Source organism: Flavobacterium frigidum (assembly GCF_048286735.1).
Taxonomy (GTDB): Bacteria; Bacteroidota; Bacteroidia; order Flavobacteriales; family Flavobacteriaceae; genus Flavobacterium.
In genome coordinates, this window is record NZ_JBLVPU010000016.1 from 80458 (window position 1) to 102501 (window position 22044).

General features: G+C 35.6%; 17 protein-coding genes. All 17 read left to right on the plus strand.

What is annotated here, in order from left to right; all coding sequences use genetic code 11:
• Position 1 precedes the first annotated feature (1 nt).
• The gene (locus ACNQGO_RS10660) at positions 2-523 is read left to right on the plus strand and encodes an NADH-quinone oxidoreductase subunit C (protein ID WP_309757419.1); all 522 of its coding nucleotides are present in this window, start codon (positions 2-4) and stop codon (positions 521-523) included.
• 10 nt (positions 524-533) lie between these two features.
• Positions 534-833 carry a nucleotidyltransferase family protein gene (locus ACNQGO_RS10665; protein WP_395057742.1) on the plus strand — a complete coding sequence of 100 codons (300 nt, stop codon included), beginning with the start codon at positions 534-536 and terminating at the stop codon, positions 831-833.
• Positions 826-1170, plus strand: a complete 345-nt coding sequence (locus tag ACNQGO_RS10670; RefSeq protein WP_417985244.1) for a HepT-like ribonuclease domain-containing protein — start codon at positions 826-828, stop codon at positions 1168-1170. The genes ACNQGO_RS10665 and ACNQGO_RS10670 overlap by 8 nt, the downstream gene beginning before the upstream one ends.
• A gap of 6 nt (positions 1171-1176) precedes the next feature.
• Positions 1177-2415 (plus strand): NADH-quinone oxidoreductase subunit D, encoded by a 1239-nt coding sequence (locus ACNQGO_RS10675; protein ID WP_417985245.1) that lies wholly within the window; start codon positions 1177-1179, stop codon positions 2413-2415.
• 52 nt (positions 2416-2467) lie between these two features.
• The gene (locus tag ACNQGO_RS10680) at positions 2468-2998 is read left to right on the plus strand and encodes a complex I 24 kDa subunit family protein (RefSeq protein WP_417985246.1); all 531 of its coding nucleotides are present in this window, start codon (positions 2468-2470) and stop codon (positions 2996-2998) included.
• 1 nt (position 2999) lies between these two features.
• Positions 3000-4364 carry an NADH-quinone oxidoreductase subunit NuoF gene (gene nuoF / locus ACNQGO_RS10685; RefSeq protein WP_417985247.1) on the plus strand — a complete coding sequence of 455 codons (1365 nt, stop codon included), beginning with the start codon at positions 3000-3002 and terminating at the stop codon, positions 4362-4364.
• Between the two features lie 5 nt (positions 4365-4369).
• Positions 4370-4744: a four helix bundle protein gene (locus ACNQGO_RS10690; RefSeq protein WP_309758198.1), complete on the plus strand. Its 375-nt coding sequence runs from the start codon at positions 4370-4372 to the stop codon at positions 4742-4744.
• Positions 4745-4800: 56 nt separating this feature from the next.
• Positions 4801-5850, plus strand: a complete 1050-nt coding sequence (locus ACNQGO_RS10695; protein WP_417985248.1) for an NADH-quinone oxidoreductase subunit G — start codon at positions 4801-4803, stop codon at positions 5848-5850.
• On the plus strand, positions 5843-6895 hold the full coding sequence (gene nuoH / locus ACNQGO_RS10700) for an NADH-quinone oxidoreductase subunit NuoH (RefSeq protein ID WP_417944216.1): 1053 nt from the start codon (positions 5843-5845) through the stop codon (positions 6893-6895). The genes ACNQGO_RS10695 and nuoH overlap by 8 nt, the downstream gene beginning before the upstream one ends.
• A gap of 112 nt (positions 6896-7007) precedes the next feature.
• Positions 7008-7553, plus strand: coding sequence for a NuoI/complex I 23 kDa subunit family protein (locus ACNQGO_RS10705; protein WP_417985249.1), 546 nt, complete (start codon positions 7008-7010; stop codon positions 7551-7553).
• On the plus strand, positions 7553-8065 hold the full coding sequence (locus tag ACNQGO_RS10710; protein WP_417944214.1) for an NADH-quinone oxidoreductase subunit J family protein: 513 nt from the start codon (positions 7553-7555) through the stop codon (positions 8063-8065). Before ACNQGO_RS10705 ends, ACNQGO_RS10710 begins: the two co-directional genes overlap by 1 nt.
• 1 nt (position 8066) lies before the next feature.
• The gene (gene nuoK, locus ACNQGO_RS10715; RefSeq protein WP_073205053.1) at positions 8067-8387 is read left to right on the plus strand and encodes an NADH-quinone oxidoreductase subunit NuoK; all 321 of its coding nucleotides are present in this window, start codon (positions 8067-8069) and stop codon (positions 8385-8387) included.
• 6 nt (positions 8388-8393) lie between these two features.
• Positions 8394-10280 carry an NADH-quinone oxidoreductase subunit L gene (gene nuoL, locus ACNQGO_RS10720; protein WP_417985250.1) on the plus strand — a complete coding sequence of 629 codons (1887 nt, stop codon included), beginning with the start codon at positions 8394-8396 and terminating at the stop codon, positions 10278-10280.
• Between the two features lie 9 nt (positions 10281-10289).
• Positions 10290-11732, plus strand: coding sequence for a complex I subunit 4 family protein (locus ACNQGO_RS10725; RefSeq protein WP_417948020.1), 1443 nt, complete (start codon positions 10290-10292; stop codon positions 11730-11732).
• 13 nt (positions 11733-11745) lie between these two features.
• The gene (locus ACNQGO_RS10730) at positions 11746-13116 is read left to right on the plus strand and encodes an NADH-quinone oxidoreductase subunit N (protein ID WP_417985251.1); all 1371 of its coding nucleotides are present in this window, start codon (positions 11746-11748) and stop codon (positions 13114-13116) included.
• Between the two features lie 197 nt (positions 13117-13313).
• Positions 13314-14030, plus strand: coding sequence for a DsbA family oxidoreductase (locus ACNQGO_RS10735; RefSeq protein ID WP_417985252.1), 717 nt, complete (start codon positions 13314-13316; stop codon positions 14028-14030).
• A gap of 601 nt (positions 14031-14631) precedes the next feature.
• The coding region (locus tag ACNQGO_RS10740; RefSeq protein WP_417985253.1) for a beta strand repeat-containing protein at positions 14632-22044 on the plus strand (7413 nt) is incomplete at its 3' end.

The following is a 22044-nucleotide window of genomic DNA, read 5'->3' on the forward strand; positions in this document are numbered from 1 at the left end:
AATGGCGCTAGAAACGATACAAATTCAAGATAAATTAGTAGAAACATTTGATTCTTCTGTTTTTGAATTCAAGCAAGAAAGAGATATATTTTCATTTGAAGTTGCTGCGGATAAAATAACTGCAGTGATTCTTTTTTTGAAAAATGATTCAACATTACGGTTTCATTTTCTAACAGATTTGTGCGGGATTCATTATCCAGACAATGATGAAGATCATCAATTTGCGGTGGTGTATCATTTGCACAATTGGTACGAGAATAAAAGAATTAGAATCAAAGCGTACATTAACGGTGAAAATCCAGAAATAAAATCGATATCAAATATTTTCTTGAGCTCCAATTGGATGGAAAGAGAAGCCTACGATTTTTATGGGATAAATTTCATTGGTCATCCACAATTGAAACGTATTTTGAATATGGATGAAATGATTTCTTTTCCTATGCGAAAAGAATTCCCAATGGAAGATAGCGGAAGAACAGACAAAGACGATCGTTTCTTTGGAAGAACCACCGACAATTATTAAAATTTAGTTTATGAAATTAATAGACGACAATAAAGAAAAATTGAATGACCTTTGCGTGTTACATCACGTGAAACAATTGTATTTCTTTGGTTCTATTCTTACCAAAAATTTCAAAACCGACAGTGATATTGACATGCTTGTCCAATTTGACACTATGGATTTGGCTATTTATTTTGATAATTATATGGATTTTAAGGAGAAAGCGGAATTGCTTTTTAATAGACCAATTGATTTAGTGGAAAATCAGGCAATTAAAAATCCAATATTTAGAAAAGTTGTTGATCGAGAAAAACAATTAATATATGGATGAGAAAATATTGAAGTCTTTATACGATATAAAATTATCAATTGAAGAAATAGATCTTTTCTTGTCAAACGAAGAGAAATCTTTTTTTAATTATTCTAAAAATCAATTATTAAAAAGAGGTATTGAACGCAATTTAGAAATTATCGGAGAGGCAATGAATAGGATTTTAAAACAGGATCCCAATTTTTCAATTGTTAATGCAAGAAGAATTATTGGTTTACGAAATCAAATTATTCATGCTTATGATACTATTTCTGATGAAAATATTTGGAGTATTGTTATAAATCACATTCCATTATTAAAAAAAGAAATTGAATTAAATATTAATAATTCATTATAAAATACAATGTCAGAATTATTATTACCACCAGAGCATCGCTATGCTAAAAGAATAAAAGAACAACTAAATGAAGATGGAAGCGAGCTTTCGATCCTGAATTTAGGGCCAACTCATCCAGCTACACACGGTATTTTTCAAAATATCTTGTTGATGGATGGAGAAAGAATTCTGGAAGCGGAACCAACCATTGGTTACATTCACAGAGCTTTCGAGAAAATTGCGGAAAACCGTCCTTTTTACCAAATAACACCACTAACGGATAGAATGAACTATTGTTCGTCACCTATAAATAATATGGGTTGGTGGATGACATTAGAAAAATTGTTGGATATTGAAGTTCCTAAAAGAGCTCAATATTTAAGAGTTATTGTGATGGAATTAGCTAGAATCACAGATCATATCATCTGTAATTCAATCCTTGGTGTTGACACCGGAGCGTATACTGGATTTTTATATGTGTTCCAATTTAGAGAAAAAGTATACGAGATTTATGAAGAAATTTGTGGCGCTCGTTTGACTACGAATATGGGACGAATTGGTGGTTTCGAAAGAGATTGGTCGCCCAAAGCATTTGAATTATTAAACACTTTTTTAGAAGAATTTCCAGCAGCTTGGAAAGAATTTGAAAACTTATTCGAGCGAAATAGAATTTTTATTGATAGAACTGTAAATGTTGGAGCTATAACTGCTGAACAAGCGATGGCTTACGGTTTTACAGGTCCAAATTTACGTGCTGCCGGTGTTGATTATGATGTGCGTGTAGCGCAACCGTATTCTTCTTACGAGGATTTTGATTTTATTATTCCTGTTGGAAAATCAGGCGATACGTACGATCGTTTTTGTGTTCGTAATGCCGAAGTTTGGGAGAGTTTGAGTATAATTCGTCAGGCATTGGCAAAAATGCCAGAAGGAAATGACTTCCATGCTGATGTTCCTGATTATTACCTTCCTCCAAAAGAAGATGTTTACACAAGTATGGAATCGTTGATTTACCATTTCAAAATTGTGATGGGAGAAGTTCCTGTTCCAGTTGCCGAAATATACCATCCTGTTGAAGGTGGGAACGGAGAACTAGGTTTTTATTTGGTTACTGACGGAAGTCGAACACCTTATAGATTGCATTTCCGTAGACCTTGTTTTATTTACTACCAAGCGTATCCAGAAATGATTAAAGGAGCTTTGCTCTCTGATGCTATTGTAATTTTGTCAAGTTTAAATGTCATCGCAGGAGAGTTAGACGCGTAAGTGGATTGAAGATTTTAGATTAACGATTTTAGATTTCAGATTTAAAAGAAAAATGGAAAGAACACATTACAAACAAGAAATAAATATAACTGAAGGATTGATGTCCCGCATCAACGAATTGATTAGTTATTATCCTGAAGACAAAAGAAAATCAGCTTTGTTGCCTGTTCTGCATGAAGTTCAAGATGCTCATGAGAATTGGTTGAGCATAGAATTGATGGACAAGGTTGCTGAAATTCTTTATATTAAACCAATAGAAGTGTATGAGGTAGTGTCTTTTTACACGATGTACAACCAGAGACCTATTGGAAAATACATGTTCGAATTTTGTCAAACCTCACCTTGTTGTTTGAATGGTGTAGAAGATTTGATGGATTATACTTGTGAAAAACTAGGTGTAAAAGTAGGGGAACCTACTGCAGACGGTCTTTTTGAAGTACGAGGTGTTGAATGTTTAGGTGCTTGTGGTTACGCTCCAATGATGCAATTAGGCGATTTTTACAAAGAACACTTGACTAAAGAAAAAGTAGATCAGTTAATTGAAGATTGCAAAAACAGTACAATACTATTACACGATAAATAATATGTCACAAAAAATATTATTAGACAAAATAAATATTCCAGGAATTAAAACCTACGAAGTATACCGTCAAAACGGGGGTTATGCTTCAGTAGAAAAAGCCCTGAAAACATTAACACCAGACGAAGTAGTTGAAGAAGTGAAAACTTCAGGATTACGTGGTCGTGGTGGAGCAGGTTTCCCAGCAGGAATGAAATGGAGTTTTATTGATAAAAAATCAGGAAAACCAAGACATTTAGTTTGTAACGCTGATGAATCTGAGCCAGGAACTTTCAAAGATCGTTATTTGATGGAATTTATTCCTCATTTATTGATTGAAGGAATGATTACCTCCAGTTATGCATTGGGTGCAAACCTATCCTACATCTACATTCGTGGAGAATACATGTGGGTGTATAAAATATTAGAAAGAGCCATTAACGAAGCAAAAGCTGCGGGATTTTTGGGTAAAAATATATTAGGTTCAGGGTATGATTTAGAACTTTATGTTCATTGTGGTGCTGGAGCTTACATTTGTGGTGAAGAAACTGCATTGATTGAATCATTGGAAGGAAAAAGAGGAAATCCTCGTATCAAACCACCATTTCCTGCTATTTCAGGACTTTGGGCAAATCCAACGGTTGTAAATAACGTAGAAACAATTGCCGCTGTGCCTTGGATTGTAAATAATTCAGGTGCGGAATATGCTAAAATTGGTATTGGTCGTTCTACAGGGACCAAATTAATTTCGGCTTCAGGCCATATTAAAAACCCAGGTGTTTACGAAATTGAATTGGGTTTAAGTGTTTACGAATTTATGAATTCTGATGAATATTTAGGCGGAATGAGTTCTGACAGACCTTTGAAAGCATTTGTACCAGGAGGAAGTTCTGTTCCTGTTTTACCTGCACATTTAATTTATAAAACGGCAAACGGTGAAGATCGTTTGATGTCATACGAATCATTAAGTGACGGTGGATTTGCAACTGGCTCTATGTTGGGATCAGGCGGATTTATTGTTTACAATGATACCTCTTGTATTGTTCGTAATACTTGGAATTTCTCTCGTTTTTACCATCATGAAAGCTGTGGACAATGTTCCCCTTGTCGTGAAGGTACAGGATGGATGGAAAAAGTATTACACCGAATAGAAAACGGTCACGGTCGCGAAGAAGATATCGATTTGCTATTGAGCATTCAAAGTAAAATTGAAGGAAATACCATTTGCCCACTAGGTGATGCGGCAGCTTGGCCAGTAGCAGCAGCAATTCGTCATTTTAGAGAAGAATTTGAATATCATATTCGTTTCCCGGAAAAAATAAAACATAGAGATCATTTTGTTGCGGAACCTTTCTCCAAAGTCATAATGTCCAATGTCTTAAAGTCGTAACGGAAATGGGAAGGTTTAATTCATTTGAAGAAATTAATTCTTGGAAAAAATCAAGGATTTTCAACAAACGGATTTATGAAATAACCAATGGTGAAGAATTTAAAAAAGATTTTGATTTAGTTAGACAAATTAGAAGGGCATCAATTTCAATTTCATCAAATATTGCAGAAGGATTTGAAAGAAACACGGATAAAGAATTTATATATTTTTTGTACGTTGCTAAAGCATCTTCTGCAGAAGTAAGATCACAATTGTATTTAGCATTGGATTTAAATTATATTACAAAAATAGAATTTGACGAATTATTTGAGAATGTTTCAGATATTTCAAAATTAATAAGTGGATTTATAAAATATTTAAATGACAGTCAAAAGAAGTGAAGTCGAAATGTATTCGACATTAAGACATTTGACATTAAGACGTTAAGACTTTAAACATGAAAGTAACCATAGACGGTCAAAGCATAGAAGTAGAACCAGGAACAACAATCCTGCAGGCAGCACGTATGATAGGTGGAGAAGTAGTTCCGCCAGCGATGTGCTATTACTCTAAACTAAAAGGAAGCGGTGGAAAATGCCGTTGTTGTTTAGTAGAAGTTGCAAAAGGAAGTGAAGCCGACCCAAGACCAATGCCAAAATTAATGGCATCTTGTGTAACAGGTTGTATGGATGGAATGGAGGTAAATAGCAAATCTTCTGAAAGAGTAACTGAAGCCAGAAAATCAGTAACAGAGTTTTTATTGATCAATCACCCGTTAGATTGTCCGGTTTGTGATCAGGCAGGAGAGTGTGATTTGCAAAATTTAAGCTTTGAGCACGGGAAATCAGAAACGCGTTTTATTGAAGAAAAAAGAACTTTTGAGCCAGAAAATATTGGTCCGAATATTCAATTGCACATGAACCGTTGTATTCTTTGTTACCGTTGCGTAATGGTGGCAGATCAGTTGACTGATGATCGTGTTCACGGAGTAATGGATAGAGGCGATCATTCTAATATATCAACTTGTATTTCTAAAGCAGTTGATAATGAGTTTTCAGGAAATATGATTGATGTTTGTCCGGTAGGAGCTTTAACAGATAAAACATTTAGATTTAAATCTAGAGTTTGGTTCAGTAAGCCTTATAATGCACACAGAGATTGTCCTACTTGTTCTGGAAAAACTACCGTTTGGATGTTTGGTGACGAAATCCAACGTGTTACCGGAAGAAAAGACGAGTACCATGAAGTTGACGAATTTATTTGTAATGGATGTCGTTTTGACCACAAAGAGATTGCAGATTGGACTATTGAAGGACCAAGAGCATTTGAAAAAGATTCGGTTATCAACCAAAATAAATACAATAGAAAATTACAGAAAGTGGAAATTGCTACTGAAGAAAATATTCTTTTAGGTAGAGAATCCGATCGTAAGAAAATAAGCATGGTCGAAATTCCATTGACTGAAGAAGATATTACGAATCAAAAAACTTTGGGCAATAATGGATAGTACTATTATCATAGAAAAAAGTGTCATTATTGTTGCAGTTTTTGCGCTAACAATGTTGATGGCCATGTATTCTACATGGGCAGAGCGAAAAGTTGCCGCTTGGCTTCAAGATCGTGTTGGACCAAATAGAGCCGGTCCTTTCGGATTGTTTCAACCGCTTGCCGATGGTTTAAAATTATTCTCGAAAGAAGAATTTGAGCCTAACACGCCAAATCGATTTTTGTTTTTTGTAGGTCCAGCCATTGCTATGAGTACCGCTTTAATGACGAGTGCCGTAATTCCTTGGGGAGACAAACTGCATTTATTTGGAAGAGATATTTTGTTACAGGCTACGGATTTAAATATTGGATTGTTATACTTTTTTGGAGTTGTTTCGGTAGGTGTTTACGGAATTATGATTGGTGGTTGGGCCTCGAACAATAAATTTTCGTTGATTGGTGCCGTTCGTGCAGCTTCTCAAATGGTATCGTATGAAATTGCAATGGGATTATCCATAATTGCATTATTGATGATGACCGGAACGTTGAGTTTAAGAGAGATCTCTGAACAGCAAGCAGGAATGAATTGGAATGTGTTTTACCAACCTTTATCTTTTATAATCTTTTTGATTTGTGCTTTTGCAGAATCAAACAGAACTCCTTTTGACTTGGCGGAATGTGAAACAGAACTTATTGGAGGATATCACACCGAATATTCATCGATGAAAATGGGATTCTATTTATTTGCTGAATATGCAAATATGTTTATTTCCTCTACGATTTTAGCGATTTTATTCTTTGGAGGTTATAATTATCCTGGAATGAGTTGGGTTGTTGAGAATTGGGGAGTTAATATTGGTAATCTTTTGGGATTTGGTGCTTTATTTATCAAATTGTGTGGGTTCATCTTTTTCTATATGTGGGTTCGTTGGACTATTCCAAGATTTAGATACGATCAATTGATGCATTTGGGTTGGAGGATCTTGATTCCATTGGCGATCATTAATATCATCATCACTGGAATTGTAATTTTGAGAGCAGAAATTGCTACATATTTAGGATTTTAATTTATACCGAAAAAGCCCTAGCCCTGATAGCAGTGAAAATCCTTTATTGTTTTTTTTAAAACAATAAAGATTGAAACGAATAGCAGGATGAAGCTTCAAATAAAAATATAAAATGTCAATAGAAAGTATATCCTTATCAGGAAGAAAAAAGGTAGTCTCTAACAAAGAGATGACTTTTTGGGAAAGAATGTATCTTGTTGCGATCGTCAAAGGATTGATAATTACGATTCAGCATTTGTTTACTAGAAAAGTAACGATTCAATATCCGGAGCAAGTGCGAGAGATGAGTCCGGTGTATCGCGGTCAGCATATGTTGAAACGTGATGAACAAGGTCGAGAAAATTGTACGGCTTGTGGTTTGTGTGCGTTGTCATGTCCTGCAGAAGCGATTACGATGAAGGCTGAAGAACGCAAAGTAGACGAAAAACATTTGTACAGAGAGGAAAAATATGCGTCGATATATGAAATCAATATGTTGCGTTGTATTTTTTGTGGCTTGTGTGAAGAGGCTTGTCCGAAGGACGCTATTTACCTGACCACGTCTAAAGTTTTGGTTCCTTCCAGCTATGAAAGAGAAGATTTTATCTTTGGTAAAGATAAATTAGTCATGCCTTTAGATATAGCAATGCAAAATGCTCAACTTAAAAACGCTAACTAATGTCTACAGTACTTATAATTTTTTGTGTATTGGCTGCTGTCACTTTAGCAACCGCTTTTTTAACTATTTTTAGTAGAAATCCTATTCACAGTGCTATTTATTTAGTGATTTGTTTTTTTTCTATTGCAGGTCATTACCTGTTGTTGAATTCACAATTTTTAGCCATTGTGCATATTATTGTCTATTCTGGAGCGATTATGATTCTGTTCTTGTTCACCATTATGTTGATGAATTTAAATGAACAAAAAGAAGTACACCGCCCAAGAATCACCCGATTAGGTGCTATTGTTTCCTTTTGTTTGATCTGTATTGTTCTTATTTTGATTTTTATAAATTCAAAACCAATTGTGGGAGAATACGTTACAACTGGTGAAGATTATCAATCGATCAAAGTATTAGGTAAAATATTACTGAATGAATACATGGTTCCATTTGAGTTTGCCTCTATACTACTTTTAGTGGCTATGATTGGAACGGTATTATTGTCTAAAAAAGAAAAATTGCAAAAATAAGATGAACAATATTTTAAACCAGATTGGTATAGAAAATTACATATTCCTGAGCGTAATACTTTTTTGTATTGGTGTTTTTGGGGTGCTATACAGACGAAATGCCATTATCGTATTTATGTCAATTGAAATTATGTTGAATGCAGTAAACTTATTGTTTGTAGCGTTTTCGACATATCACCAAGATGCGCAAGGACAAGTTTTTGTGTTTTTCTCGATGGCTGTTGCTGCGGCAGAAGTTGCGGTAGGATTGGCAATTCTAGTTTCTATTTTTAGAAATTTAGGATCGATTACAATCGATAATTTAAAAAACTTAAAAGGATAAATGGAAATGAATACCAATATAGCTTTAGTTTTAGTTCTTGCTCCTTTTTTAGGATTTTTAATCAATGTTTTCTTTGGTAAAAGCCTTGGAAAATCACTTTCTGGAATAATCGGAACGCTTTTCGTTTTGGTTTCTTTTATTGCAACTGCTTATTTCTTTAGCGGAATTGTAGCGCAACCGGAAGGAATTCGAATTTCACTTTTTGATTGGATCCAAATCAGTACTTTTAATGTTGATTTTGGATTTCAATTGGACCAATTGTCTATTTTATGGTTGCTTTTTGTAACTGGAATTGGATCTTTGATTCATTTGTATTCCATAAGTTACATGCATGATGATGAAAATATGCATAAATTCTTTGCCTATTTGAATCTGTTTATATTCTTCATGATTACATTAGTAATCGGAAGTAACTTATTAGTATTATTCATCGGTTGGGAAGGTGTAGGTCTTTGTTCGTATTTGTTAATTGGATTTTGGCATAAAAACCAAGAGTACAATGACGCTGCTAAGAAAGCATTCATCATGAACCGTATTGGTGATTTAGGCTTGTTAGTTGGAATTTTCATTCTTGGGAATTTATTCTCAACTTTAGATTATGCTACTTTAAAAACGGCTATTGCCGGTGCGACAAACCTTGATATGTACTGGCTTTCTGTTGCTGCTTTCGCTTTATTCATTGGCGCTTGCGGTAAATCAGCACAAGTTCCATTGTATACTTGGTTACCAGATGCGATGGCTGGTCCAACACCAGTCTCAGCATTGATTCACGCGGCTACGATGGTTACTGCAGGAATTTTTATGATTACCAGACTGAATTTCTTATTTGATTTGACTCCGGATGTGCAATCGATAATCGCTGTAGTTGGGGCGGTTACTGCTTTAGTAGCTGCAACCATTGGATTGGTTCAAAATGATATCAAGAAAGTTTTGGCTTATTCCACCGTTTCTCAATTGGGATTAATGTTCTTAGCTTTAGGTTTAGGTGCTTATGAAGTGGCTGTTTTCCACGTAATCACACACGCTTTCTTCAAAGCTTGTTTGTTCTTGGGTTCGGGTTCTGTAATTCATGCTTTACACGGAGAACAAGACATGCGCAACATGGGTGGCTTGAAAAAAGCAATGCCAATTACTTTTGCAACGATGTTGATTGCTTCTTTAGCGATTTCTGGAGTTCCATTGTTCTCAGGGTTTTTCTCAAAAGACGAAATCTTATTAGTGGCTTTCCATCATAATATTCCGTTATGGGTTGTGGCTTCGGTTGCCTCTATAATGACTGCTTTTTATATGTTCCGTTTAATGTTTTTAACGTTCTTCCAAGAATTCAGAGGAACAGCAGAACAAAAACATCATTTGCATGAAAGTTCTGGTTTGATTACCATTCCTTTGATTGTTTTAGCAATTTTGGCTACCATCGGTGGTATGATTAGTTTGCCAGGAAACAGTTGGTTGAATCATTATTTGATTCCTATTTTACCAAAATTAGCTACCGCCGAACATCATTTAGGAACTACAGAATATATCTTGATGGCTATTGCTGTTGTGGGTGGATTAGTAGGAATTGGTATGGCTTACGCCAAATACATCAAACAAAGTACAGTTCCTTCAGAAGATGCTGCAATCACAGGGTTTTCTAAAGTGCTTTACAATAAATATTATGTTGATGAATTTTATGATGCTATTTTTGTTAAACCGATTAATTTCTTGTCTCGTTTTTTCAGAGATACTGTAGAAACGGGTTTATCAGCTTTAGTCTTTGGATTCGGAAAAGTTACCAACGAAATAAGTTACCAAGGAAAGAAAATACAAAATGGAAGCATTGGTCTTTATCTTTTTGTTTTCGTATTAGGGCTTTGTGCCATTGTTTCTTATTTATTTTTAGCTCAACAATAATCATATATCATGAATGTATCTTTAATATTAATTATACTTTTGGTTGGTGCGTTTGCAACTTTTCTTGCAGGCGATAAACTGGCTTCAAAAGTGGCTTTGTTTTTTGGGTTAGCTGCTGCAGGCGCTTCCATTGTATTATTAAATCACTATAATTTAGGTGAAAATATCAGTTTCATCAATCAGTGGATCACACAACCTAATATTTCTTTTGCACTAAAAGCAGACGGATTATCAATGGCGATGCTTTTGTTGACCACAGTTTTGACTCCAATAATTATATTTTCTTCTTTTGGTAATGACTATATAAATTCAAAATCCTTTTATGCGTTAATCTTGTTTATGTCGTTTGCAATGGCAGGAACATTCTTGGCATCAGACGGTCTTTTGTATTATATTTTCTGGGAATTAGCATTGATTCCGATTTACTTTATCGCTTTAATTTGGGGTAACGGTGATACAGATCAACGTAAAAAAGCAGTAGTTAAATTCTTTATCTACACCTTAGCAGGTTCTTTATTTATGTTAGTTGCTTTTGTTTATATGTATCAAAAAGCGGGAAGCTTCCTAATTGAAGATTTATACAAATTAAACTTAACAGCAACCGAGCAATTATGGATATTCTTGGCTTTCTTTTTAGCGTATGCCATTAAGATTCCTTTAATTCCTTTCCACACTTGGCAAGCAAATGTGTACCAAAAAGCGCCAACTGTTGGTACCATGCTTTTATCTGGTATCATGCTAAAAATGGGATTGTACAGTGTTATCCGTTGGCAATTGCCATTGGCGCCATTGGCAGCCAAAGAGTACATGTACATTTTCATAGGACTTGGAATTGCAGGTGTGATTTACGGATCTATCGTAGCATTGAAACAAAAAGATTTAAAGAAATTATTAGCGTATTCTTCCTTGGCACACGTTGGATTAATAGCAGCCGGAACGTACACTTTGACATTAGACGGATTGCGTGGAGCAGTTTTACAAATGATTGCACACGGATTTGTAGTTGTTGGATTGTTTTATGCCGCTGAAATTATCTTCAGAAGATACGAAACCAGAGCCATTGCTGAAATGGGCGGTATTCGTGCGTTATCACCAAAATTCACTTCAATGTTTTTGATTTTGGTTTTGGCATCAGTTGCCTTGCCAACTACTTTTAACTTTATTGGCGAGTTCACCGTTTTATACAGTCTTTCACAAATCAATATTTGGTTTGCCATTTTAGGAGGGACAACCATTATTTTAGGAGCGTATTATATGTTGAAAATGTTTCAACATGCCATGTTGGGAGAAACCAATACAAAGCCTTTTGCGGATGTAACTTTCAGTGAAGGAATAACAATGGTGCTTATAATTGGTGTTTTGTTCTTTTTTGGTATGTATCCAAAACCAATTACCGATTTGATTACGCCAAGTCTGGAAGAAATTTTAACTCAAATAAACCGAATTAACTAAGTCAAATAAAAAAATGAATACATTAATAGCTATAATAGGATTAGGTGTTTTATGCCTTTTATTTGAAATTTTTAATTTAAGGAAAGCCATTGTTCCAATAACAATACTTGGGTTATTGGCAGTGCTGGGTTTAACCATATCTGAATTTAATTCTACGGAGAGTTATTACAACAATATGATTGTTGTAAGTAAATTTTCAGCTTCATTCTCTTGTTTGTTTATCGTACTTACCATTTTCTTGGTGGCTTTAGGACATAATTTTTACGAAAATCACCAATCAAAAATCTCTGATTTTATTGCCATCAAAGTTTTTTTATTAGCTGGTGCCGTGGCAATGGTATCTTTTGGTAACCTAGCGATGTTCTTTCTTGGTATCGAAGTATTATCTATTGCGCTTTATATACTTGCGGCAAGTGATCGTATGAATTTAAAAAGTAATGAAGCAGGAATGAAGTATTTCTTGATGGGATCTTTTGCATCGGGAATCATTCTCTTTGGTATCTGTTTAATTTACGGAGCCATGGGTAGTTTTGATGTTATTGAAATTAGTGCATTATCCCAATCAGCAGAGTTGCCAGTGTGGTTCCCAATAGGAATTATTCTGGTTACAATAGGTATGTTGTTTAAAGTAGCGGCTGTACCTTTTCACTTTTGGGCACCAGATGTTTATGAAGGTTCTCCAGCATTGACAACGGCATTAATGAGTACTTTGGCTAAAGTAGTGGCAATTGCGACACTTTATAAATTATTATCAGTAATGAATGCTGATGTTTCTGAGTCATTTAAATTGGTAGTTGTGATTATTTCTATGGCTTCTATGTCCGTTGGTAATATTATGGCCTTGAGACAAACGAATGTGAAACGTATGTTGGCTTTTTCAGGTATTTCTCACGCTGGTTTTATGTTAATGACTTTGTTGAGTCTGTCTACATCAGCAGGAAGTTTATTATATTATACTGCTGCTTATTCTTTATCTGGAATCGCTGCTTTTAGTGTGATTTTATACGTTTGTAAAAATAGAGATAACGAAGATGTTGTTAATTTTCATGGATTAGGTAAAACTAATCCATTGCTTGCAGCCATTCTTACTGCGGCCTTACTTTCTATGGCTGGTATTCCTATTTTTGCAGGCTTTTTTGCCAAACTAGTATTGTTTAGTGACACCATCAAAGCTGGTTATTTAGCTTTGGTAATCGTTGCCGTGGTGAATTCTATTATTAGTGTTGGGTATTACTTCAAATTGATTTTAGCGATGTATACCAAAGAGCCAAACGAGGAACGTAAAGGAACTCCGGTTATCATTTATGCTGTTGCTATTATAGCAATTGTGTTGAATATTGCATTAGGGTTGTTCCCATCTTTAGTTTTGGATTTATTGGCTTAAACAAAAAATTTAAAAATATACAGAAAACCATCAAGAGCAATTTTGATGGTTTTTTAGTTTTAAAGGTTTTTTTCTTCATTTGAATAAATATTTTCTATTCCTGTATCTATATTTAAATTCTGTATCTCAAAAAGCTAAAAACTGAATTGATTAATTTTGCCTCTCAGAATTAGTTTTAATTTAATTATCGAAGTAAGATGGCAAATACATTAAAAATACAAATCTGGTCAGATATTATGTGTCCGTTTTGTTATATAGGAAAAAGAAGAATTGAAGCTGCCTTGCAGCTTTTCGAACATAAAGATGCCGTTGAAATCGAATGGAAAAGTTTTCAGTTGGACGCTGGTTTTGTATCTTCTTCGGAAGATAATTTAGTAGCCCATTTAGCAGAAAAATATAGAAAAGACACCGATTGGGCTCAAGGAATGCTAGATGATATGACGCAGAATGCTAAAAATTCAGGATTGGATTTCCATTTTGAAAAAGCAGTTATGGCGAATTCATTGCATGCGCATCGCTTGTTGCATTTGGCTAAAAAGTATTATTTGGCAAATGATTTAGAAGAATTATTGTTCAAAGCCTATTGGACGGATGGTAAAAATATAAATGATTTAGATACTTTGAAAGTATTGGGATTGGAAGTAGGATTGAGTGCTGAATCCATTGATGAAGTATTGCAGTCTGATGTTTACGCAAATGAAGTGCAGCAAGATATAGATGAGGCACAATCTATCGGTGTTCAGGGTGTTCCCTTTTTTGTTTTCGATAATAAATATGCAGTATCGGGTGCGCAACATATAGAAACTTTCGTAAAAACGCTTGAAAAAGTATGGGAAGAAGGCAAATTCGATTCGAAGGTTACGGTATTGAATGCAACCGATGGAGACAGCTGTGGAATAGATGGTTGTGATTAATAATTTTTGGTTAGTTAAATTACAAAACCTGTCTTTTAAGATAGGTTTTTTTTTGAATTATAAATAAAGTTATTTTCCTTGGCAGTACTAAATTATATGTGGTAATCTGAAAAACATGAAGTTGTTATAGAGCGGTATTTTTTAATGTTTTTCATGAATTGTTTAGGACATAAGTACGATTATCGATACTTTTGTGTCATTTATCGATAGAAATTATCGTTTTCATTACAAAAAATTGTTTTAAAATAAATTTTATACCTAAATTGGGATGATAAAGTTTAGTTCTGTTTTTTTAGATCCAGATAAAAAAGGATTTTAGAGATTATAAAGTGGGTTTTTTTATGGAGTAGGATAGTCTAAGTGCAATTTTGTATCGATGTTTTGAATCGTTCAAATAGTTTGGGTGATGATTATAAAATTTAAAAAATATATTTTATTCCACAATTTTTTATAAAACCATTAAGATGTTTTTAACGTACATTTTATTTTAAAATTTCCTGAACTAGATTTTGCAGTTAACAGATTATTTTTAATCATAATAGTTTACTGTAGCATTTAAATAAATTTGCAAATTTTCCCTCATCAATAAAATATCTTTAGTATGAATATAAATTACTCTCAAGATTTTAAAGTTTTACACTTTACTAAATTAAAATCTTTAAAATTTAAGTGCATTGATAAAATTTTTGTCTTAATTTTTCTTTTTATTTCTAGTGTTGGGCTATCGCAAAATTTTCAAAATGTAGCTGTAACTTCTGTGTCAACAGGTGGTGGCACCAATAATGCTTTGTTTGTGGCCAACTCTCCAACCATACCGCTGTTGAAATTTGTAAGAGCTCAGCGTTTATCGGGCGCAAATGTAGGAAATTTTACAATAAATGGAGATAATATTGTTTATACGCATGGTGCTGGAGGAACGGGTATACCAGCCAATAACTCAAAGATTCGATTTACTTTTTTACAAGCAGACGCAGTTACACCTGTGCCTATAAACGATTTTAGATTTGTTATTAATGACATTGACGGTCCCAACAACGAAGCTTTGGCTACAAATTGTGGTGCTTCTGTACGATTTGCTGGTACAGCCGATCCTACTAGGTTAATAATTGATAAAAATCCACCAGATTTAAACGCCACTGGTACCGTTGCTGAATCAGGAGCTGCACCCAGCAGAGTAATGTTTGAATTTAATGATGTTTCTAGTATTGAATTTGATAATTATGCTAACAGCGGTTTTCTAAAGGAATTTGATATGAATCAGAATAATTTTGCCATTTTATTGCCTTTATATGCAGTATGCTTGCAAGATTCGGATGGCGATGGAAAAAACGATGCTATTGATTTAGATGATGATAACGACGGTATTTTAGATTCTGTTGAAGCTGGAGGCAATAATCCAAATGGAGATCAGGACGGTGATGGTTTGCCAAATTATTTAGATACAACAAATAACAGCGGACAATCGGCCACATATTCAGCAAATGCCGACGGTTCAGTAACCAACTATACCGACGCAGATGGTGACGGCGTTCCTGATGTATATGAGTCAAGTTCAGATTCTGACCCTTTACCCAATCATTTAGATTTAGATTCCGATAATGATGGGTGTTCTGATTCTAATGAATATTATAACAATAATACATCTGCTGCAATTGGTCAGCAATTTGGTCAAACTGGAGGAGCAATAGCTCCAACAAATGCAAATGGAACAGTAATAGCTGCTTCTTATACTGGAACGTATACTAATGCGATTACTGTTGGTAATGTGATAACAGGTCAGCCTGCCAACCAAGTGATATTTTCCAATGGCAATGCTGTTTTCTCAGTGACTATTCCATTTTCAGGAACTATACAATACCAATGGCAAGAAAGCACTAATGGTGGTACAGTATGGTCTAATATTACAAATACGGGAATATATTCAGGAACAACAACAGCTTCTTTGAATTTAACTGGAGTAACTTTAACACAGAATGGTTATGATTATCGAGTGATTATAACAAAAAGCGATTACGTATGTGGTACTGTTGTTTCAGCAGCTGCAGATTTGATAGTAAATCCACAAGCTAATGTTGGTGTTGTTAAAACAGTAAATAATTCAACTCCAAATGTAGGAAGTAATGTCGTTTTTACAATTGTTGCTAGTAATGTAGGACCAAATACTGCAACTAATGTTAACGCTAACGATATATTACCAACAGGCTATACATTTGTAAGCTCTATAGTAACTACAGGAACATACACTAGCGGATCTGGTTTGTGGGCTATTGGTACATTAGCCAATGGAGTTTCTCAGACCTTGACCATAACAGCAATCGTTAACGCAACGGGCAATTATGCCAATATGGCAACTATTACTGCTACAGAGAATGATCCAACCTCAGGAAATAATTCTTCAACAAGTACACCAATACCCGTAGCGCAGGCAAACGTTGGTATCACTAAAGCGGTGAATAATTCAACTCCAAATGTAGGAAGTAATGTTGTATTTACCCTTATAGCAAATAACGCTGGGCCTAGTAGTGCAACAGCAGTATCAGTGACAGATGTCTTACCTACTGGTTATACCTATGTTAGCAATACTGCACCGAGCACGGGAACATTCAACAGTGGTACTGGAGTTTGGTCAGTAGGCAATTTAGCTAATGGAGGCAGTGCAACTTTAACCATTACAGCTACTGTAAATGCAACAGGAAGTTATGCTAATACGGCAAGTATTGCAGCCAATGAAGCCGATCCAACACTAGGGAACAATACATCAACAAGTACACCAATACCCGTTCCACAATCGAACGTAGGAATTACTAAAACAGTAAATAATGCCACACCAAGTGTCGGCAGCAACGTTATTTTTACTTTGACGGCTACTAATGCAGGACCAAGTAGTGCAACGGGTATAAATGTAACTGATGTTTTACCTGCGGGTTATACCTATGTTAGCAATACTGCACCGAGCACGGGGACATTCAATGGTGGTAGTGGAGTTTGGTCAATTGGCAATGTAGCTAATGGAGGCAGTGCAGCTTTAACAATCACAGCTACAGTAAATTCAACGGGTAGTTATGCCAACAGAGCAGACATTACAGCCAATGAAGCCGATCCAACACTAGGGAACAACAGTTCAACAAGTACCCCAATACCCGTTCCACAATCGAACGTAGGAATTACTAAAACGGTAAATAATGCAACTCCAAATGTAGGAAGCAATGTTATATTCACCCTTACAGCAAATAATGCAGGACCAAGTAGCGCAACGGGGGTAAATGTAACAGATGTTTTACCTGCTGGTTATACTTATGTTAGCAATACTGTACCGAGTACGGGGACATTCAATAGTGGAACTGGAGTTTGGTCAATAGGCAATTTAGCTAATAGCGCCAGTGCAACTTTAACAATTACTGCTACAGTAAACGCAACAGGCAGTTATGCCAATACGGCGACTATTGCAGCCAACGAAGCAGATCCAACACTAGGGAACAATACATCAATAAGTACACCAACGCCAATCGCATCAAATGTGGGCGATAATGATAATGATGGTATTCCAGACACAACAGATATTGATGATGATAATGATGGAATTTTGGATACAACAGAAGGACTAAATGCAGGATTGTTAACAGCTTTAAATGGTTCCAATGATGCAAATGGTGTCACAGTTAATGCTACTGCAAATATAACTTGTCCTTCTGGAAATATTTCTGTAGATTCAAAAAAAATTAGTTTTGATTTTCGTTGGAATAACGGAGTAGGAGGTGGATTTTCGTCTCAAACGATTCCTTCTGCAACATCCACTCAATCTGTAGTTTCTATTTTTGTAGATGGAACAAAATATATGGATATTACAACACCTTCTGATGGTGGAAGTAATGCTGATAATGCAACAAATAATGGTGGTGACGCCATTATAACTATTTTTAATGGTGCTACTTTTACAAATTCATTACCTTCTATTCAAGGAAATAATTACATAAATCATACGCCATACCTCGCTACAACTGGTCTATCTACTATTGTAATGACAATTCCTGCAAATATTGCTTCAAATGTTAGCTATCAAGCAATTTTAAAATCAGATGATTATGTTATAAATAATTTTGTTGTTGTTGCATCTTGCGCAACAGATACAGATAACGATGGTGTTCCTAATTATTTAGATTTAGATTCAGACAATGATGGAGTATTCGATTTGAAAGAATCTGGAAGTAATCCAAACTTAGATTTAGACAATAATGGTATCATTGATGGTTCTGTTCAGTCAAATGGTTTACCAACTGCTTTGGGTGGAACGCCTACTACACCACTAAATACTGATGGTGACGGTATTGCTAATTATCTTGATTTAGATTCTGACAACGATGGATGTTCAGATTCAAATGAATACTACAACAATAACACATCTGCTGCAATTGGTCAGCAATTTGGTCAAACTGGAGGAGCTATAGCTCCAACAAATACAAATGGTACAGTAATAGCAGCTTCCTACTCAGGAACATATACAAATGTAGTTACCGTGGGTAATGTAATTACAACCCAACCTGCCAATAAAGTAACTGTTGCTGGCGGTAATACAGTTTTTTCTGTAACAATACCTGTTTCGGGTACTGTAGCATACCAATGGCAAGAAAGTACAAACGGCGGTTCAACGTTTACAAATATTATCAATTCAGGTATTTATTCGGGTGCAACAAGCGCTTCTTTAAATCTAACAGGAGTTACATCAACTCAAAACGGTTATGACTACAGAGTTATAATAACCAAAAGCGATTATGTTTGTGGAAATATTATTTCATTGTCGGCAGATTTAATTGTTACGCCACAATCAAATGTAGGTATTACTAAAACAGTAAATAATGCCACACCAAATGTAGGTTCCGATATTATTTTTACCCTAACGGCAACTAATGCAGGACCAAGTAGTGCAACGGGTGTAAATGTAACTGATGTTTTACCTGCGGGTTATACCTATGTTAGCAATACTGCACCAAGCACGGGGACATTCAATAGTGGTAGTGGAGTTTGGTCAATAGGCAATGTAGCTAATGGAGGCAGTGCAACTTTAACTATAGCAGCTACGGTAAATGCAACGGGTAGTTATGCCAACAGAGCAGACATTACAGCCAATGAAGCCGATCCAACACTAGGGAACAATACTTCAACAAGTACACCAATACCCGTTCCACAATCGAACGTAGGAATTACTAAAACAGTAAATAATGCCACACCAAGTGTTGGTTCCGATGTTATTTTTACACTAACGGCAACTAATGCAGGACCAAGTAGTGCAACGGGCGTAAATGTAACTGATGTTTTACCTGCGGGTTATACCTATGTTAGTAATACTGCACCAAGCACGGGGACATTCAATAGTGGTAGTGGAGTTTGGTCAATCGGCAATGTAGCTAATGGAGGCAGTGCAACTTTAACTGTAACAGCTACGGTAAATGCAACGGGTAGTTATGCCAACAGAGCAGACATTACAGCCAATGAAGCCGATCCAACACTAGGGAACAATACATCAACAAGTACACCAATACCCGTTCCACAATCGAACGTAGGAATTATTAAAGCAGTAAATAATGCAACTCCAAATGTAGGAAGCAATGTTATATTCACCCTTACAGCAAATAATGCAGGACCAAGTAGTGCAACGGGTGTAAATGTAACTGATGTTTTACCTGCGGGTTATTCCTATGTTAGCAATACTGCACCAAGCACGGGGACATTCAATAGTGGTAGTGGAGTTTGGTCAATAGGCAATCTAGCTAATGGAGGCAGTGCAACTTTAACTATAACAGCTACGGTAAATGCAACGGGTAGTTATGCCAACAGAGCAGACATTGCAGCCAATGAAGCAGATCCAACATTAGGAAACAACAGTGCAACAAGTACCCCAGTACCCGTTCCACAATCGAACGTAGGAATTACTAAAACAGTAAATAATGCCACGCCAAGTGTTGGTTCAGATGTTATTTTTACCTTAACGGCAACTAATGCAGGACCAAGTAGTGCAACGGGTGTAAATGTAACTGATGTTTTACCTGCGGGTTATACTTTTGTTAGTTCAACAACTGCAACAGGAACATATACAGCAGGAACAGGAATTTGGTCTATTGGTACTTTAGCCAATGCAGGCAGTATAACTTTAACTATAACAGCTACTGTAAATGCAACAGGAAGTTATGCTAACACGGCAACAATTGCAGCAAATGAAGCCGATCCAACACCGGGAAACAATACATCAACAAGTACACCATCAGCAGTTGATGTAATTGATGCTGTAAATGATGGTCCAGCAACTGTAGCTTCAGCAACAACACCTACAGTTATTTTAAATGTAACTGATAATGATACTTTAAATACTATTGCAGTAACAGGGGCAAACACTGATGTAACACCAATAACTACAGGACCATTGAGTATTGATATTAATGGTAATTTAACATTAGCAGCCAACACAGCTTCAGGAACTTATCTAATTACTTATGAGTTGTGTGAATCTGGGGCAAGTCCAGCAAATTGTAATACGGCTATAGTGACTGTTGTAGTTCAGAATCCATTACTTGCAGTAAATGATGGGCCAATTACAGTAGCGACTGCTGAAGTTTCTAAAGTTGTTTTAAATGTAACTACAAATGATACGTTACATGGAGATTTGGTAACAGATACAAATACTAATATAACTCCAAAAACAACAGGCCCATTAAGTGTTGCTAGTAATGGTGAGATAACTTTGGCAGGCAATACACCTTCTGGAACCTACAGTATTATTTATGAAATATGTGAGATAGGAGCAAACCCAGTAAATTGTAAAACAGCAACAGCAACAGTAGTTGTATTTAATTCCATCGTGGCTAACCCAGATATAACAGGAGGACTTCCAGGAGCTACAACTGGTTCTGTTTTAGGGAATGACACCTTAAGTGGAATCCCACCTATTAATCCAGCTGATGTAATTTTGACAACTACAGTTACAAATGCTGTATTAACATTAAATCCAGATGGTACCATTACAATTGCAGCAGGTACAGCGGCAGGACCTCAAACATTAGAATATCAAATATGTGAAATTGGTTCGAATCCAGCTAATTGCAGTACTACTTCTGTTACAGTAAACGTTTTCCAAGCAGCAGTAGATGCCATTGTTGATGATTTTACAGCAGTACCATATACCGGTGGAAATGGAGGAACTACTACATCAGTATTGAATAATGATACCCTTAATGGAGTTGTCTTAAATCCAGCAGATGTTAATTTAACATTCAGTGGAACAGCGCCTACAGGATTTGTGCTTAATAGTAATGGTACGATAACAGTACCTTCTGGACAAGTTTCGGGTACCTATATGGTTTTTTATCAAATATGTGAAGCGATAAATCCGGGTAATTGTGATATAGCCAATGCGAAAATTCGTATTAGTAATCAAATTAATGCATTTGATGATGCCTTCCCTCCACAAGCGCCAAGCACTACAGTGGTTACAACAGTTGGAAGTGTGTTAGCTAATAACGGTAATGGAGCAGATAATTTAAATGGAATAGCAGTTACATCAACAAATACAGATGTGACACCAGTAACCACTGGACCATTGCGTATTGATGCAGATGGAAATTTGACTTTAGCTCCAAATACTGTTTCAGGTACGTATACCATCATTTATCAATTGTGTGAAGCAGGAGCAGACCCTGTAAATTGTACAAACGCAACTGGAACAGTAGTTGTTTTAAATCCAATTGATGCAGTTGATGATAATCCAGTTGCAGTAAACACAGGACTAAATCCAAAAGTAGTGTTTAATATAACAGACAACGATACATTGAATACTGTTTTAGTAAGTCCAACCAATACGAATGTTACCCCAGTTTCTGCAGGACCATTGAGTATCGATTCGAATGGGGTAGTAACATTAGCAGGAAATACACCAAGCGGAAGCTATAGTATTACCTATGAATTGTGTGAAGTTAATCCATCAACAGGATTGGCTGTAACACCAACGAATTGTAATAGCGCTGTG